Origin of the sequence: Williamsia sp. 1138 (genome assembly GCF_002095435.2) — a bacterium.
Taxonomy (GTDB): domain Bacteria; phylum Actinomycetota; class Actinomycetes; order Mycobacteriales; family Mycobacteriaceae; genus Williamsia.
This window is the reverse complement of sequence record NZ_MJEJ02000040.1, coordinates 37,642-55,008: the sequence shown is the minus strand read 5'-3', so window position 1 is coordinate 55,008 and position 17,367 is coordinate 37,642. Positions and strand designations below refer to the sequence as shown.

Annotated in this window: 16 protein-coding genes; 9 read left to right on the top strand and 7 right to left on the bottom strand. The window is 65.6% G+C overall.

Going from position 1 to position 17,367, the window contains the following annotated elements:
- The first annotated feature begins 34 nt into the window (after positions 1-34).
- The 4 genes from BH683_RS28660 to BH683_RS11295 all read left to right on the top strand — a co-directional run bounded on the left by BH683_RS28660 (position 35) and on the right by BH683_RS11295 (position 4,011).
- Entirely contained in the window at positions 35-427 is a 393-nt protein-coding gene (locus tag BH683_RS28660; protein WP_084836369.1) for a hypothetical protein, read from the top strand.
- A gap of 105 nt (positions 428-532) precedes the next feature.
- Positions 533-913, top strand: a complete 381-nt coding sequence (locus BH683_RS11305; protein WP_084836368.1) for a hypothetical protein — start codon at positions 533-535, stop codon at positions 911-913.
- A gap of 96 nt (positions 914-1,009) precedes the next feature.
- Positions 1,010-3,049, top strand: a complete 2,040-nt coding sequence (locus BH683_RS11300; protein ID WP_084836367.1) for an Hsp70 family protein — start codon at positions 1,010-1,012, stop codon at positions 3,047-3,049.
- Entirely contained in the window at positions 3,016-4,011 is a 996-nt protein-coding gene (locus BH683_RS11295) for an FUSC family protein (RefSeq protein WP_084836366.1), read from the top strand. Before BH683_RS11300 ends, BH683_RS11295 begins: the two co-directional genes overlap by 34 nt.
- An 80-nt stretch (positions 4,012-4,091) precedes the next feature.
- Here the strand turns inward: BH683_RS11295 and BH683_RS11290 are convergent, their stop codons facing one another.
- Complete coding sequence (locus tag BH683_RS11290; RefSeq protein ID WP_084836365.1) at positions 4,092-5,774, bottom strand: SpoIID/LytB domain-containing protein; 1,683 nt, start codon at positions 5,772-5,774, stop codon at positions 4,092-4,094.
- Positions 5,775-6,083: 309 nt separating this feature from the next.
- Between BH683_RS11290 and BH683_RS11285 the strand changes: the two genes are divergently transcribed.
- Complete coding sequence (locus BH683_RS11285; protein ID WP_246833322.1) at positions 6,084-8,228, top strand: N-acetylmuramoyl-L-alanine amidase; 2,145 nt, start codon at positions 6,084-6,086, stop codon at positions 8,226-8,228.
- 70 nt (positions 8,229-8,298) lie between these two features.
- Here BH683_RS11285 and BH683_RS11280 read toward each other — a convergent pair whose 3' ends face one another.
- The 3 genes from BH683_RS11280 to BH683_RS11270 form a co-directional block, all read right to left on the bottom strand.
- On the bottom strand, positions 8,299-9,129 hold the full coding sequence (locus tag BH683_RS11280) for a Cof-type HAD-IIB family hydrolase (RefSeq protein ID WP_084836364.1): 831 nt from the start codon (positions 9,127-9,129) through the stop codon (positions 8,299-8,301).
- The gene (locus BH683_RS11275; RefSeq protein ID WP_084836363.1) at positions 9,130-9,888 is read right to left on the bottom strand and encodes a lysophospholipid acyltransferase family protein; all 759 of its coding nucleotides are present in this window, start codon (positions 9,886-9,888) and stop codon (positions 9,130-9,132) included.
- 191 nt (positions 9,889-10,079) lie between these two features.
- Positions 10,080-10,532: an Hsp20/alpha crystallin family protein gene (locus tag BH683_RS11270; RefSeq protein ID WP_084836362.1), complete on the bottom strand. Its 453-nt coding sequence runs from the start codon at positions 10,530-10,532 to the stop codon at positions 10,080-10,082.
- Between the two features lie 348 nt (positions 10,533-10,880).
- Between BH683_RS11270 and BH683_RS11265 the strand changes: the two genes are divergently transcribed.
- Positions 10,881-11,303, top strand: a complete 423-nt coding sequence (locus tag BH683_RS11265; RefSeq protein WP_084836361.1) for an STAS domain-containing protein — start codon at positions 10,881-10,883, stop codon at positions 11,301-11,303.
- A 47-nt stretch (positions 11,304-11,350) separates the two neighbouring features.
- Positions 11,351-11,785 (top strand): ATP-binding protein, encoded by a 435-nt coding sequence (locus BH683_RS11260; RefSeq protein WP_084836360.1) that lies wholly within the window; start codon positions 11,351-11,353, stop codon positions 11,783-11,785.
- A gap of 19 nt (positions 11,786-11,804) precedes the next feature.
- Here BH683_RS11260 and BH683_RS11255 read toward each other — a convergent pair whose 3' ends face one another.
- Positions 11,805-12,575, bottom strand: a complete 771-nt coding sequence (locus tag BH683_RS11255; protein ID WP_084836359.1) for a lysophospholipid acyltransferase family protein — start codon at positions 12,573-12,575, stop codon at positions 11,805-11,807.
- Between the two features lie 92 nt (positions 12,576-12,667).
- Here BH683_RS11255 and BH683_RS11250 point away from each other — a divergent pair, with 92 nt between their 5' ends.
- Positions 12,668-14,230, top strand: a complete 1,563-nt coding sequence (locus BH683_RS11250; protein WP_084836358.1) for a Rieske 2Fe-2S domain-containing protein — start codon at positions 12,668-12,670, stop codon at positions 14,228-14,230.
- A gap of 101 nt (positions 14,231-14,331) precedes the next feature.
- Complete coding sequence (locus tag BH683_RS11245) at positions 14,332-15,234, top strand: amidohydrolase family protein (RefSeq protein ID WP_084836357.1); 903 nt, start codon at positions 14,332-14,334, stop codon at positions 15,232-15,234.
- A 96-nt stretch (positions 15,235-15,330) separates the two neighbouring features.
- On the opposite strand, the gene BH683_RS11240 is transcribed toward BH683_RS11245, so the two are convergent.
- Together BH683_RS11240 and BH683_RS11235 are read right to left on the bottom strand one after the other, a co-directional pair.
- On the bottom strand, positions 15,331-15,765 hold the full coding sequence (locus BH683_RS11240) for an SRPBCC family protein (protein ID WP_084836356.1): 435 nt from the start codon (positions 15,763-15,765) through the stop codon (positions 15,331-15,333).
- Between the two features lie 14 nt (positions 15,766-15,779).
- The gene (locus BH683_RS11235) at positions 15,780-17,366 is read right to left on the bottom strand and encodes an NAD(P)/FAD-dependent oxidoreductase (protein WP_084836355.1); all 1,587 of its coding nucleotides are present in this window, start codon (positions 17,364-17,366) and stop codon (positions 15,780-15,782) included.
- Position 17,367: the final 1 nt, after the last annotated feature.

The following is a 17,367-nucleotide window of genomic DNA, read 5'->3' as shown; positions in this document are numbered from 1 at the left end:
ACGATGGTGACACCCGAGTTCAAGGAGCCTGGACATGACCGATCCCAACACCCCCGAGCCCACCGACGCCGCGATACTCGAGGTTTTCGACAACGACGGTGACGGGGTCGTGGACTCGGCCCTGGTCGATGTCGACGGTGATGGCGTCGGTGATGTCGTGGCCTCCGATGCCGACCAGGACGGCGCCATCGACACCCTCTCCTACGACACCGACGGTGACAACTACTTCGAGACGGCGGCGGTGGACACCGACGGCGACGGCAACGCCGACACCGTAGTGGTCGACGAGGACGCCGACGGCAGCGCCGATGTCGCATTCGTGGACGTCGACCAGGACGGCGACATCGACAATGCCTACGTCAACGATCCGGGCACAGGCGAGTGGACCGAGGTGGATCCGGGCTCCGGCGACACCGGCGTCGTCTGACCGGTAGACATCACGCGCAACCCGGGAACATTTCGGGCCCGGCGGCTCTCCTACTGACGACACCGCGAGTCCATCGCAGCAGAGAGCAACCGAGGAGCACCGACCATGTCCGATTCCATCAAGTCCGATCCCTCGACCACCGATCCCTCCACCACCGAGACGGCGGGACCGACCGAGACGACAGGCCCGACGGTCATCGAGTACGCAGACTACGACGGCAACGGCTACGACGAGTCCGTCCTGCTCGACACCGACGGAGACGGCCTCGGCGACACCATCGTCCAGGACTTCACCGAGGACGGTGAGGTCGAGACCATCGCCTACGACGCCGATGGTGACGGATTCAGCGAGACGAGCATGTCCGACCTCGACCAGGACGGCACCGCAGACACGGTCTTCGCCGACATCGACCAGGACGGGTCCCACGACTTCGCGATCTCCGACGTCGACCAGAACGGCATCCCCGACGGGTTCCAGATCCTCTGACAACGAGCATGAACTACGTTGGCGGCAGCGGGGTCCCATCTCCCGGATCACCTCGGTTCGAACCACTCTCCACACAAGACGAAAGGACCTGCACCGATGTCGATGCACTGGTGGCTGGCGATCGACTTCGGCACCTCCAATACGGCTGCCGCCTCCTATGAGCCGGGCTCGGGTGCCCCGCAGGTGGTGCCGCTGTCGCACACCAGCGACATCATGTCCTCCTCGGTGTATGCCGATTCCTACCGCAACATCGTGGTCGGAGAGGCGGCGGTGAACCAGGCGACCAACAACCCTGCCGCCTTCATCACCCACCCGAAACGCCACATCGCCGCCGGCACGGTACCCGTCGGAAACCTCGACCTCCCGCTCGAGAATCTCATTGCAGCCGTGTTGAATTCGGCCCTGAACCGCGCCTCGGAACGGCGCGGCGGCACCCGGCCGGCGCGGCTCATCCTGACCCATCCGGTCGCCTGGTCCCCGGAGGAGATCGATGTCCTGACCCGCGCCGCCGAACTGATCGGGTTCGATCGTGGTGCGGTCACACTGATCTCCGAACCTCGTGCCGCCATCGCCCACTACACGCGGGCGACCGCGGACCCGGGCTCGACCATCGTGTCAAAGCCCGGGCAGACGGTCGCGGTGGTGGATTACGGCGGCGGCACGTGCGATGTCGCAGTCGTCAAGATCGCCTCCGGCAACCCCGCTTCCGGCGACGGCGGTCCCATCGATCTGATCGCGCACGACGGCAACAACGGACTCGGCGGCAAGAATCTCGATGCCATGATCCGGCGGTGGGTCGACAAGCAGCTCACCTCGCGGGCACCGGACCTGCTGGAATACCTGCGCACCGGCGCCAACCTGACCACCAAGCGCGCCGTCGACGACAACATCCGGCGGGCCAAGGAGCTGCTGTCGGAGTCGCCGCGCGCCGTGATCAACATCAGCGCCGGTGGCCACGAGGCGATCCTCGAGCTCACCCGCGGCGAGTTCGAAGAACTGATCGCCCACAACGTCGACTCCGTGGTCGATCTGACCACCCGCACCCTGGCGCGGGCGGGTGCGGGCACAGACGTGCAGCTCTACCTGACCGGCGGTTCTTCCCGGGTGCCGCTGGTGCACCGCAGACTCGGAGAACTCGGTACCGTCGCCACCCTCGACAATCCGAAAACCGTTGTTGCACTGGGTGCGCTCGAGGCGATCGTCAACGAAGGTGGTGCCGTGGGCGCACCGACACCCTCGGTACCACCCGTCGCCCCGGTGCCGCTGTCGAAGCCCGCCACGCCGCCGCCGGCCCCCTGGGGAGCGCCGACGCCGCCACCGACGCCCGCGTCGAGTACACCGGCCTGGGGAGGCGGGCCGAACACGCCGCCCCCGATGCCTCCACCCGGTCCGTACGGCCGGCAGCCGTCGTACGCCTCGGGGCCTTCGCCCCAGTACGCCGCGGCATCCCAGTACGCCGCCGGCGGGGCCCCGAACCCGCACAACCCGACACCACCCAACCCGAACCGCAATCGCAACATCGCGATCATCGCTATCGGGGCGGTCGTGGTGTTGATCGTGGCCGGCATCCTGGGAGTGGCTCTCGCGAGTTCCGGCGACGACGACCCGGGACCCGGCCCCACCGCGTCGTCCGAGCCGTCCACGTCGTCGTCCGCAACGACCACCGAACGGGTCGAGCCGACCACCGACACCTCGACTGCCAATGCATCGTTGAACTCCGACGAACAAGCGCTGGCGGACGCCAACGTCGACCTCGTCGAGACCGATACCTGCGTATCCATCGACAGCATCGATTACGCACTCGCGAGCATCTTCTGCGAACCGACGCCGGCCGTTGCCGGCCAGGGCACGGTCGGCGCTCCCGCCAGCGCGATCGGACTCATCGAGGTCGTCGCCGACACCGACATCAAGGCCCTCGCAGAAGAGGAGCATGCCGCGAGCAACACCTCTGAGCTGTATTCGCGGGTGGTCGACGGCGATACGACGTATGCGTACTTCGACACCTTCGACGACGGCACGGTCGCGTACATTGTGTACTCGCCGGGCAACGGCACCGTCACCTGGTGGATGACCGACAGCACTGATCAGGCAGCGTTTGCCGAATGGCTCAAGTCCGCCGGGCTCTGCCTCTGCTGATGGGTGAGCGGTGGTTCGCCTGGAACCCGGCCGCGGCGATCGTCGGCGCGGTGGCAGCGATCCCCGCTGTGGTGGTGGCGTTCTCGGACATCGCCGCGGCCGCGGCGCTGGGGGTCGGGGTACTGCCCGCCGCCATCGTCGGGATCGCGCCGCTGCGCAGGCAACGAATCGTCCTGCTGCTCGCCGGACTGCTCATCGGGCTACCGATGATGCTCGGCTCACTGGTGGCACCACTACCCGTGGTGGCCGTGCCGGTGATCTTCGGGCTGGCCGTCGGAGCGGTGCTGCTGGCGGGTACCGCCCGGTTCGCCCGGCTGGGCGGACTCCTGATGACGCTCGCCGTACCCATGGTCGGTGTCGGGCTCAGCTACGACACGGTCGGCGAGTCCGCCGAGCTGACAGCACTCTTTGTCGGCGGCTCGGTACTGGTCTGGTTGTGCGCCATGGCCGTACCCGAACGCGAACCGGCCGCCGGCGATCAGCCCCCGGGGTCGCCCGGCCTCGGTTACGGGCTGCGTTTCGGAGCGGCGGGCGCGCTCGCCGCCACCATCGGGTTCGTCTTCGACTTCGACCACGTCGGCTGGGCGTGCGCCGCAGCACTGATGGTGATGAGACCGGTCCGCGACGTACAGCTCGCACGTATGACAGGTCGCGTCGTTTCGGTGGTCTCCGGCGGTGCGGTGGCGCTCCTGCTCATCGAAAGTGGACCGCCCGCAGCTGTTTTCGCGGCAGTGTTCCTTCTCGCGTTGTCGCTCGCATCGGCGACGCACGGATCGAGGTTCTATGTCACGCCGGCGTTCACCACGTTCTTCGTGATCATGCTGCTCGGGTTTTCCAATCCGGACGACGCGCCGTCCCGATTGTTCGAGCGGATCAACGAGACGCTGCTCGGGGTCGGTATTGCCCTTTTCTTCGGAATACTGCTGCCGCTGTTGCTCAGACCGCGACCCGCTCGGGACTGACCACCACATTCATCCCCTCACGGCACCGTCGAGGGAGCATTGCCCTCGAAGCCGTCATATGAGGCTGAATGTGGTGCGGACTATCTGCGAGTAGCGAGTCCGGTGGTCGGATCGACCTCGAGGATGCCGTTCGCGAACCGACTCTGGAAGATCTGCGTGAGCGGCCCGGCCAGAGTGCTCAGGGAGTCCTCGAGCGGAAGGCCGAGCACGCTTTCCCCGCCCTGCAACGCGAAGTTGAGCAACGACAGTCCACCGAGTGCATGCGCCCCACTCTCCGGGCTGAAGAAGACCGAGCCGTTCTGGAACTGCTGTACCGCACCCGTTCCCGACGGCGTTGCCTCGACCGGTCCCAGGACCGCCCCGAGCAGGCCGGAGCTACCACCGAGTTCGGAGAACTTGCCACCGATCGCCGCCTCCGCGAGTGCGAGCAACTGGCTCAGGGTGTCGCCGGTGGCGCCCGGAACGGACGGGGTCACCGGAGGGATTCCCGGCACGGCACCCGGAACCGGCACGGCGGGGGCGTTGGCCCCGACGCCGGACGGCGGCGCCACGATGGCCGGCTTGGTTTCCTGGCCCTGCACGGAGAAGAACGACGACCGCAGTTGGAGTTTGGTGCGCACCTCCTGCGCGGGAACCTCGACGGTGCCGCCGGTGCCGCTGATGCGGACCTTGGCCGCACGGCCGTTCTCGGCGCCCATCCCATAGGCCTCGATGACCTCGAAACCCGTGAGGGAACCGACGCCGAAGGCGGACGCGATGCTGTCGGAGGAGACCGCTGCCGTCCAGTCGTGGAACGGCGAGATCGCATCACCGTCATCGATGACCGCAGGAAAATCACGGCCGTCGGTGGCACCGCCGGTGGATGACGAGAACTCGGTGAAGGCCGGTTTGCCATCCGCTTTGTTGAGGACGATGCCCGCAGTCGCGTCGACTGCTGCATTCGAGCGTGGGTCCTCACCGCCGAAGCCGCCGTAGACCTGGGAGTTCTGGGTGTCGTCGATCGGTTTGCTGATGTCGATCGAGGCGAGTGCATAGGTGCGGGCAGCAACGGCTTGTGCCTTGAGCGCCTCGGCACCCCCTTCTTCTGCCCAATTCAGGTAGATCTCTCTGGGCAGCACGCCTTTGACGTAGTCGTCGAGGGGCAACACATTGATCACGCGCCCTCCGTCGAGGCCGAGTGAGCCCCGGAACGTCGTGTTGGAACCACACATCTTGAGGAGTTCGGGGCCGGGGCGTGAGGGCCCCGGGGTGATCGGTGAGACCAATGGCCTCGGTAGTTCCACCGACTGCACGGCGCCCCCGCCGCATCCGGCGGTGATGGTGGCGGTGGAACCCGACAGACTCACGGCCTGTCCGGGCGCCACCACCACATCACCAACTTTCAAACCGGCGTCCGCGAAGACATTGACCGACGTCTCACCTGTGAGAATGACCGAGACGTCGACGTTGTCCACCTTCCCCGCGGTGGTGCCGCCGTAGTAATGACTCAGTATCTGAGTCGAGGTCCAGCCTTGTTTTGCGTAGCCGAACGCACCCCACTGGCCCATCCCGCGACCATGCCCGTTGCCATGCCCTATCAGCGTGACCTCACCGCCGACGGTGAGAGACACATCCGAATCGACTGCCTGGGGTACGGCCCAGACAGCAGCTCCCGCGGCGAGGATCAGGGCCACCCCGGCAGCAGCCGGTCTGCGCAGCCGGGCACCATACGCAGCCCGGCCCCCGATGGGTCGAGTTGTGTACAGCCCTGGAATACGCGGCATGGGTGTCCCTTCTCGAGTTCGCCCACGGTCGACGCACGCACGCGACAGCCGCGATATGTGACTAGTGGGACTCAAGTGACAGTAGTGGCTCAATTTGAGTCACATAAGCCCCACCCGATAACAACCGCATCACAAGTTTCACGCCACGCCGAGCGGGGTCGTGGACTTCGAGCCGCACAACGGACACGCTTTCGAAGTCTGACAAGTCGATGGGGAAGTCGACATCTGCCTGGACGCCTCCTTCGGCGTGCCCGGCCGATGGCGGTGAAGACCACGAACCACCAGGTGCGACATATCAAGGAGAACCACGTGCGCTACCGCCGACCGAAGCCATCGATCATCCTTGGCACGGTTGCCGCCGTTGTGGTCGCGAGTCCGCTCGCGGTCCTGATCGGCGGCAGCGCGCCGACGATCGCCGTCGACCCGAGTGAGCCACCCGCCGCGTCGGCGTTGACGCCGACCACGATCAGTCAGGTAAGCCTGGACGACGTACCGACGATCGTCCTCAACCTGGTCAAGTCCGGTCTCGCCGACGCCGGGGTCACCCTTCCGCCGATCGATGTCTCCGGCATCGATCTCCCTGACATCCCGCTGCAGATCCCGCCGGGCCTGATCCCGACCGAGCTCCTGCCGGCGCTCCCGTCGACCACCGCACCGGGCGCGCCCGGCGGAACGACCACACCGCCGGGGACCACCGCACCGGAAACGTCACCGAGCACCGATGCGCCTGCAGGTACCCCTGAGGGCGCGATCGTCAAAGAGGTGAGTCAGGACAACCCGTTCTCGATGGTGGGCCTGACGTGGGAAGGCGTGGCGAACACCACCGCCTATGTCCGGGCGAAGAAGCCCGACGGCACCTGGGGGCCGTGGATCTCCGCCGACAAGGCCGACGGTGTCAGCGAAAAGGATCCCAACAAGCAGGGCACCGAGCCCGTCTGGGTCGGCCGCACGAACCTCGTCCAGATCGCAGTCACCGACAACGGCGTCGCAGCACCGGGCGCGACGAACACCGCCCCCGCGCAGTCCCCGAGCCCGGCAGAGTCGACCGGCTCGGCATCACCGACCGGCCCCACCACATCGACAACCTTCACGACACCACCGGTACCCAAACGCACCGACACCTCGGTACCCACCTCGACCGTCACCTCCGGCGAGGTTGTGCCGCAGGCATTCACACCCAAGCAGGAACCGATGCTGACCACGACCGGAGCCCCTGGCGCCGACCCGCTGCAGCAGGCGGTGTCGACGCTCAGCGCAGCCCTGATCTCACCCGGCACAGGTTCGGCCGAGGGCGCGCAGGCCCCGGCCGACCCGGCTGCGCCGGTGGACCCGGCAGCACCGCTTGCGCCCGAAGCACCTGCGGCCCCGGTACTCCCGGGAATCCCGGCACCGACGGGTGAACCCCAGGTCATCACCCGCGCCCAGTGGGGTGCCGACGAATCGATGCGCTGCTCCGAGCCGACGTACGATCCGGAGCTCAAGGAGACCGTGGTGCACCACACCGCAGGCACCAACGACTACACCCGCGAGCAGTCCGCAGAGATCGTGCGCGGAATCTACGCGTATCACGCACAAACGTTGGGCTGGTGCGACATCGGCTACAACGTGCTCGTCGACAAGTACGGCCAGATCTTCGAGGGCACCTTCGGCGGACTGGACAAGAACGTCCAGGGCACCCACACCGGAGGCTTCAACGACGAGACGATGGGCCTGTCGCTCATGGGTAACCTCGACGAGATCGCCCCGACGCCGGAGATGATCAACTCGGCCGGTACCTACCTCGGCTGGCGGCTGCGCCTGGCCGGTAAAGACCCGAACGGGACGGGCTCGGTGGTCTCTCGCGGTTTCGACGGCGGCCTGTATGCCGCAGGTGAAACCGCGACCCTGCCGATCATCAGCGGCCACCGGGACTTCTACAGCACCGCCTGCCCGGGGCAGTACGGATACGAGGCGCTGCCCCAGATCCGCGCGATCGCAGCAGGTGCGGGCGCCTTGCCCGTCGCGCCGGCACCGGCCCCGGAGGTCCTCTCGACCACCGATCAGGGCGCCATCGCACAACAGTGGGTCGCGACCGGCGGACCCACCGGCACCCTGGGCAACGCGACGACCGTCGAGCAGACCACACCCGACGGCACCGCGAAGTACGCCGACTTCGAGAACGGCAAGATCTACTGGTCCGAGGCGACCGGCGCGCAGGTCATCCAGGGCGCCATCGCCAAAGCCTGGGGCGCACTGGGATTCGAGAACTCCTCACTCGGGTTGCCGACCTCGCCTGAGACCACGGGTCCTGACGGCGTGAGTCAGACGTTCCAGGGCGGAACACTGTTCTTCAACCTCATCACCGGGATCGTCCAAGTGCTGCGGACCTACGTCGACGAGTTCACCAACAGCTACAACGAACAGCGCGGTACCCCTGCACCGGCACCGGCACCCACCACAGCGCCCGCCGGCTGACCCGATCTTGGTGGCTTCTGGCGAGCGCGACCTGCGGGTTTGCTCGCCAGAACCCACCACTTCCGGGGGGTCAGAACCAGCGGGCGAGGACCTGTCCGACGCCGCCCTCGTTGTTGCCGGGCGCGACCTCATCGGCCGCGGCCAGCGCCGCGGGGTGACCGTGTGCCATCGCGAAACCTCTGGTGGCCCAACGCAACATCTCGACGTCGTTCGGCATGTCACCGAAGGCTACGGACGCGTCGACGGGCAGGCCTCGTAGCTCGGCCAGAGTGGTCAGGCCATGGGCCTTGCTGACCCCGGGGGCCGAGAGCTCGATCAGCCCGTTGTCGGTCGAGAAGGTGACGTCGGCGATGTCGCCGACCACTGCGGTCAGTCGCCTCGCCATCTCGTCACTGCTCATGTCGGGTCGGCGCACCAGCATCTTGACGGCGTTCTCCGACAACACATCTGCTTCGTTCATCTCGATGTGGTCGGGATTGAGCCAGGCATGCTGGTAGCCCGCTGTCGCGACGAACGGAGGGGTCGCGGCGTCGTGGGCACTGCGGCCGACCCGCTCGACGGCCAGCCCACAACCGGGGATCTGTTCGTACGCGAGCTCGGCGAGCTTGGTCAGTACCTGTGGACCGAGGGTCGCCGAGTGCAGGATGGTGTCGTTTGCGGTGTCGTAGACGATGGCCCCGTTGGCACACACCGCCAGCGGCTGCACGTCGATCTGGTCGGTGATCTCGGCAATCCACCGCGGTGGGCGGCCGGTTGCGATCACGAACGTGGCCCCGGCGGCGGTCGCCTTGCTGATCATGGTGCGGACGAGCTCCGGAACGACGTTGTTGTCATCGATCAGTGTGCCGTCCACATCACTGGCGATCAGCGTCGGCGGCCCGACGAACTCTGGTTGCGGCATTCACCCATCTTGCCGTTTGTCCCGCCGGGCAGCCGCATCGGCCACGTCGAGGGCGTCGGCCTCGGCCAGTGTCGGAGCGCCACCACCGAGACGGGACGGCACCCAGAAGGCGCCCGCCGGGTGCTCGCCATACTGCTGCTGCACCGCGAGCAGCAGCTGCTTCATCGTTGTGCGCAGCCGTTTTGTCAGTTCGACCGCATCGTCGCCGGCCCCGGCATGCGGGCGGATGGGTTCGCCGAACTGGACGATGATCGGGGTCTTGGTACGGCCCAGGTGGCGGGGTTGGCCCTTGGTGGCTATGCGTTGAGCACCCCAGACGATGACCGGGACGATGGGCACCTCGGCATCGAGCGCCATCCGCGCGGCACCCGTCTTGAAGTCCTTGATCTCGAAACTGCGACTGATGGTGGCCTCGGGATAGACGCCGACCACCTCGCCATCGCGGAGGGTCTCGACGGCGAGCAGATAGGCCTGCGCTCCGGCGGCGCGATCGACAGGCACCGTACGGGTGTGTTTGATCAGGAACCGCATGATCGCGATCTTCTGCATCTCGGCCTTGATCATGAACCGCACGCGCCGTCCCCGACGTTGCACGCCGAGCGCTGCGGGCAGGAAGTCCAGATAACCGGTGTGGTTGATCGCCAGCACGACGCCTCCGGTCGCCGGCAATTTCTCTACGTCGATGAAGGTGATCTTCAGCCCCTGCGCCTTGGTCAGCGCGTGGGCGGTGATCTCCAGTGCCCGGAAGACGGGTTCCATGCCGACGAGCCTAGTTCAGCGGCAAAGAACCCGTCTCCGCGCGTTCTCACTTCGAGCGTGCAGACATGACCTCGGACCACCAGTCCTGCAGGGGACTCGGATCAGGCCAGACCACAGCAGAGTTCTCTTCCAATCGTTCACCTCCTACCTTGTACCGAAACAGCCGAACATCAACAGCTTTCGGGCACAGGTCAGTCCGGAGACGTCGAGACCGGATCGATGGACCGCATCGTGTCGGCGTGTGCGATCTCGATTCGTCGCGGCTTGGCCCGCTCCGCGACCGGAATGGTCACTGTCAGCACGCCGTTCGCATAGTCGGCGCTGATGCCTGCGGTGTCGATGTTGTCGCCGAGGGTGAGCTGGCGCCGATAGGAGCCGTAGAAGCGCTCGCTGGAGAGCCACTCGACCGATTCCTCCGACCTCGACGACCGGTGGGCGGTCAACGTCAGGGTCCCGTTGTCGACGCTCACGTCGACCGAACCCGGGTCGACTCCTGGCAGGTCAGCGGTCAGAACGTAGTGGTCATCGACCTTGTACAGGTCCATTGGCATGAAACGGGGCGTCCTCGTCGAACCGATCTGCTGACCGGCCAGCAGACCTCGGGCGAGGGAATCCACATCACTGAACGGGTCGAAACGCAGCACAGCAACCCACCTCCATCTCCTCACTCGGGCCCGCCACCGTGGCGGGCGACCAATCACTGTGCGATTACTTTTTTAGCACTCGACGCCTTGGACTGCCAATACCTGCGCGCAACTTTTTTTCATCGAGTTCTGCACTCGCACAGCGGGTTCGACGCAACGTCACCTTCGTGGGGTTCCTCGGCGACCGCAGCCCACCGTCCGCGCGCACGGCAAAGATCACCATCTGGTCGACGGGCACACAGAATGTGCAAATATGGAGTTCGCCGGTTCAACTAGCAGCCGCGTGCGTTCGGCGCGACCTCGTCGGCGGACGTGTTGTGCACATGCCAGCCGAGCAGGGGGGTATCGATGGATTCGATCGACGGGCTCTCACCGACCGTCCGTGACAGCAAAGACGTCCCGGGCAGCGGGTTGACGATCGCCGCCGACCGCACCGGCGGTCTGGTCGTGCTGACCGTCCGGGGCAGCATCGACATACTCACGGTGCCGCAATTGGCGGACGCGGTTCGAGAGGCGATGAGCGGGGTTCCGGCGGCGTTGATCATCGACATCACCGCGGTCGACTTCCTGTCGTCGGCCGGTATGGCTGCTCTGGTCACGGCACATGAGAACATCGCGCCGACGAGCCGATTCGGTGTCGTCGCAGACGGTCCGGCCACCGCGCGGCCTATGCGGCTGGTCGGTTTGGATGAAACGATCACCATATATTCGACCGTGGACGAAGCTGCTGTTGAGTTCGCCGAAGAACGTGACGATCCGTACTCCGCATAAAAGGAGCTGCTCATGGGTACCAGTGGTGCGTGGGTGCCGATTTAATCATGACCAACTCGCCGACCGAGGGCCTGCATCTCACGTATTCCGACGTGAGTGCGGATCCGATGTCGGCCACACAATTGCGCCAGCTCCTCGCGGAGTGGCTGGCGCAGCACGTTCCCAGCGCCGGCGACCGCGCGGACGCCATCACACTCGCGGCCTACGAGGCCTTGGCGAACGCAGTGGAGCACGCGTATGCCGATCGTGACGATCCGGGCACGATGACACTGCGCGCCACCTATCATCCCGCTGACCAGCAACTTCATGTCACTGTGCAAGACCAGGGTCATTGGCAGGAGCCGGCCCCGACCACCAGCCGGCTGCGCGGACGCGGGATCCCGCTGATGCAGGCGCTGTCCGACCACCCCCGGATCAAGCCGGGTCCCGACGGCACCATCGTCAACCTCGAATGGAACCTCGCCCAGCCTGTCGAAGACTGAGCCCGGTCGGCTCGAGGGGTCAGCCGGCCTGTCCGTCCTTCGCTGCCGCAGCTCGCCTCGCTGCCTTCTCCGCCTGCTCGTCGGCATCCATCTGGTCGGCCTCTTCGAGAGTCGGTGCACCGCCTCCCAAGCGCGCAGGAACCCAATACGCTCCGGGCGGATACGGGCCGTACGTCTCCTGCAGAGTGCGTAATTGCTCACTCATGACCTGATGTAGGCGCAAAGTCACCTCGGCCGGATCGCCGCTCGACTCGACCGGCTCTGCGACGCCGATCGAGATCGGGGTGTTGGTCCTTCCCAGCCGCTTGGGGTGGCCCTTCGTCCACACTCGCTGCGCGCCCCAGATCACGGTCGGGATGATCGGGACCCCCGCTTCCTGCGCCATCCGGGCGGCACCGGACTTGAAGGCCTTGATCTCGAAGCTCCGACTGATGGTGGCCTCGGGATAAACACCGACCAGCTCGCCACGCTGCAGGTATTCGACCGCGGCGCGATAGCTGTCGGCCCCGGCCGCGCGGTCGACGGGGATGTGTTTGAGGCTGCGCATGATCGGACCGCTGATCTTGTTGTCGAAGACCTCCTTCTTCGCCATGAACCGGACTTTGCGTTTGCCCTGGAGAAACGCGGGTAATCCGGCATAGGTGAAGTCGAGGTATCCGGTGTGATTCACCGCGATCACCGCGCCTCCGGTCTTCGGTACGTTCTCGACCCCTGACACCGTGAATTTCAGTCCTTCAGCCGCCCACAGCGAACGTGCGACGGCGATGACAGTGTCGTAGACCGGTTCCATGCTGCGAGCTTAGCGTTGGCTGACACCCGACTCCCATCAACTGGTCGATACTCTGGTGGACGTTCTAGGCACCACAATTTTGGAGGCAACACGTGCAGGTCACGAGCGTTGGGCACGCGGGATTCCATATCCAGACAGCAGCAGGATCAATTCTGTGCGACCCGTGGGTGAACCCTGCGTACTTCGCCTCATGGGTGCCTTTCCCCGACAACACCGAACTCGACTGGACCTCGCTGGGCAACTGCGACTACCTGTACGTCAGTCACCTGCACCGCGATCACTTCGACGAGCAGAACCTGCGCGATCACGTGAACAAGGACACCACCGTGCTGCTGCCCGATTACCCGGTCCCCGACCTCAAGCGCGAGCTCGAGAAGCTCGGGTTCCACAAGTTCGTCGAGACCGAGGATTCGGTGAAGACGACGGTCACAGGTGACAAGGGCAGCCTCGAGATCATGATCGTCGCGCTGCGGGCGCCGGCAGACGGACCCATCGGCGACAGCGGCCTGGTGGTCAGCGACGGCGAGACCACCGTCTTCAACATGAACGACGCCCGGCCGGTCGACCTCGACGTCATCGCCGACCAGTTCGGCCACATCGACATCCACCTGCTGCAGTACTCGGGTGCCATCTGGTACCCGATGGTCTACGACATCCCGAAGCGATCGAAAGCCAACTTCGCCGCGCAGAAGCGGCAGCGCGGCATGGACCGTGCGCGGTCGTACATCGAGCAGGTCGGCGCCACCTGGGTCGTGCCCTCGGCAGGCCCGCCGATGTTCCTGGACGACGAACTGCGCTACCTCAACGACATCGAGAACGATCCCACCTGCATCTTCCCTGACCAGGAGACCTTCCTCGATCAGATGAAGGAACACGGCACCGACGACGGCGTGAAGCATCGCGGACTGATGATGGTCTCCGGGTCGACGGTCGACCTCACCGGATCTCAGCTGAACGAGATCTCACACCCATACCCGCCGGAGCAGGTGTTCGGGGAGAACAAGGCCGCGTACCTGGAGAAGATGGCCCAGAAGTTCGCGCCGGTGATCGCCGCCCAGAAGGCAACGTGGGCACCTGCACAGGGTGATCCGCTGCTGGCCCCGCTCAAGGAGCTGTTCGAGCCGATCATGGCCCAGAGCGATCTGATCTGCGACGGCATCGGCTACCCGGTCGGTCTGGTGATGGGCGACGAGACCGTGGTCCTCGACTTCCCCAACCGCACCGTGCGCGAGCCCAAGGAGAAAGAGGGCAAGTACCGCTACGGTTTCCGGATCGCACCCGAACTGGTCCGGACCGTGTTGCGCGACAACGAACCCGACTGGGTCAACACGATCTTTCTCTCGACCCGTTTCACCACCTGGCGTATCGGCGGGTACAACGAGTTCCTCTATACCTTCTTCAAGTGCCTGACCGACGAACGAATTGCGTACGCGGACGGCTGGTTCAGCGAAGCGCACGATGATTCATCGTCGATTGAGAAGGACGGCTGGAAAATTCAGCGCCGGTGCCCACACCTCAAAGCCGATCTGAGCAAGTTCGGGGTCATCGAGGGAGAGAAGCTCACCTGCAATCTGCATGGCTGGTCGTGGGACCTGACCAGTGGTCGGTGCCTGACGTCGAAGGGTCACGAACTCCGTAGCGCCAAGATCGACTAGCTCGCACACAAACCCAGCGGCTTCAGGCAAAACCAGGTATTGCAGAACCTGGGTTTGCCTGGAGCGCATGGGTTTACAGAACAATCGTCAGGAGCGTGCGGATGACCTGGACCGACACCCACGTCCATCTCGTGGACTTCCTACAGCGACCGGCTCCCATCGACGATCTGATCGACGCGTTGAGGCAGGGCGGCGCCGATCGGGCCGTTGTTTTCGGGTTGCCGCTGAAGAAGAAGTGGTCCACCGCCGAGCCGATGAAGCCCGATTACTACCTCGATGACAACGCACCCTGCCACTACCATTCTCTGACAGACGTTCTCGTGCTCGATGCCTCGGCCGGCTTCGACGACGCAGGCATGCCGGTCGCACCACTGATCTGCGGCTTCGATCCGACGGACCGGCTCGCGGTCGATCACCTCGACGCGGTGTGGTCCCGATCAGACCGCTGGGCGGGTGTCGGTGAAGTGTTGCTGCGCCACGACGATCTGACGAACCTCACCTTGGGCGAGACACCGGTTGCCGACCACGCCGCGATGGACGGGATCTTCGATTTCTGCGCGCAGCACGACGTCCCGATCTCCATCCATCACGACTCCAGTTCAGCCGGTCGTCCGTCAGCGCACGAGTATGTCCAACCATTCGAGAACGCGATCTCCAGACATCGACAGACCGCGATCGTGTGGTGCCATGCCGGGGTCTCCCGCCGCGTCCGTCCCGATGACCAGTTGGATCTCGTGGAGAAACTGGTCGATGACAATCCGAATCTCACCGTCGAACTGTCCTGGGTATTGCTCGACTCGATCGTTCCGAATGGCACCCTGCGGGACGACTGGCGCGACCTCATCTGCCGTCATCCGGAACGGTTCGTCCTGGGTTCGGACACCGTCGCGGACCCCGCGATCGTGCGCGACCGCAGTGTGCAGGCTGCGCAGGTACTCGACGGACTTCCCGATTCGGTGGCCCGGCAGGTGGGTGCCGATAACGCCACCGCGCTCTGGTTCTGATCGCATCTCCTACAAATACACCCCAACGAGTCATATGCACACGTTTTTCAACGTGTGCATATGACTGAACTGTGTGCTTTTGTGGCGCAGCAGTTTTCAGGCGGCGCCGTTCTCTGCGAGCAGGGCCAGTCGGTGGAGACACTCCTTGAGCCGCGGGGACGTGGCCAGGCGTTGCGCGTTGGTCGGGATCCATTTCACGGGCGCGGTTTCCGCGAACTCGTCCATCGTCAGCAGTGACCCGTTGGCCGACTTCTCCACGTGCACCTTCACTCGCGCGGTGCCGGCGGGCCAGCCGTGGGCAGACAGTTCGAGGTGTCCGGCCGAAGACTGGAGCGAGACCGTCTCGTCGTTGAGCAGGACGGGCCAGACCCCCACCGAGTGATGGATCTTCGAGCCCTCCTGGGGCCAGTTGCTGTCGACGTCGCGGATGCGGGAGGCACCGACCACCCAGGACGAGTACAGCCATCCGTTGGACAGGATCGACCACACCTGGGCAGGGGTCGCAGAGGTCTCGTGAGTCACGCCGATCATGAGGTGTCCTTTCGTCAGTTGTTGAGCAGATCGATCGTCTTGCCGGTGATGAAGCGGCGCGGTAGTCCGCGCACACCTCGGGAGGCGAGCGCCGCCCGCGCCGCGTTACGGCCGCAGGTCCCGTGCACTCCCCCACCCGGATGCGCAGACGCCCCACCCAGGAAGAGTTGGGCCACCGGGGTTTCCGCACGCCCGAGCCCCGGGGATGGGCGAAAGATGAGCTGCTGGTAGAGCTGCGAGGTTCCGCCGTTGACCGCACCGGCAAAGAGATTTTCGTCCGCAGCGCTCAGGTCCGCCGGGGTTTGCAGATGACGCCCGACGATCAGTTCACCGAAACCGGGCGCATGGGCTTCCAGTACGTCGTCGACACGACCTGAGAGCACTTCCGCGGACTCTCTATCGGCGACGTCGCGGGGCAGATGCGTGTACGCCCAGGCGCTTTCGGTTCCGGCCGGAGAGCGGCTCGGATCAGAAGTGGTCATCTGACCGAAGAGCAGGAACGGCGTCTGCGGGACGACGCCGGTGTTGAGGTCTGCCATCCACTGGATCATGCCGCGCCGGTCTGCACCGAGGTGAACCGTACCTGTTCGTCCGAGATCGGCGCAGTTCCAGGGAATCTTGTCGCCCAGGGCGTAATTGACCTTCACGACCGGGGCATCCCACTCGAAGTTCTCGAGATCGGCCAGCACCCGGGCGGGTACCGCGTCTGCGGGTAGCAGGTCCCGGTACAGCGTGGGCGCCGCCACGTCGGCGATCACGGCGTGCCGCGCACCCCATCGTTCCCCATCTGCCGTCCGGACGCCGGTGGCCTTCCCGGACCCGACGTCGATTCCGGTCGCCCGGCAGTCGGTGACGATCCGGACGCCACCGGCTTCACATCTGCGGACCAGCGCGTCGGTCAGGGCTCCGGCTCCTCCCACCGGCACGGGGAAGCCGGTGTCCTGAGCCAGCATCGTGAGCAAGTAGCCCATCACGCCGCTGCCGGGCGCATCGAGTGGGATGTCCGCGTGCATCGCGTTGCCGAGGATCGCCAGGCGCGCCTGTTCGCTGTGGAACAGTTCGGTGACCATCCGGTTCGCGGGCAACAGCAGAAAGCGCGCAAAGCGCAGAGAACCTCCGACACCGAGGGCACGCAGCAGGGCCGCCGGCCCGCGCACCGGCGGGAACGGGCCGAACAGCGTGTCGATCACGGCCGATCGGACCGACTGCCACTGCTCGACCAGCTGCAACCAGGTCTCGCCGTCCCGCTTGTCGTACTGCGCGAAGTGCGCTGCCGTGTCGGCGACATCGTGGTGGACCACCACCGCGTCCCTGTCGCCCGGTCCGGCCGGATGACCGAACGGAATGGGTGCGTGACTCCACCGCAGCCCATACGACTCGAGGTCGAGTTCCCGGAACGCCGGCGAAGACACGGCGAGGGGGTGGAAGGCGCTGAACAGATCGCTGGTGTAGCCGGGAAAGAGCTCAGCGCTGCGCACGGCACCTCCGACGTGCGGCTGCGCTTCGAGGACGGTGACGTCCCATCCCGCGTCGGCCAGGTTGGCTGCGGCGACCAGGCCGTTGTGCCCGGCACCGATCACCACGGCGTCAGAGGTTGTCATA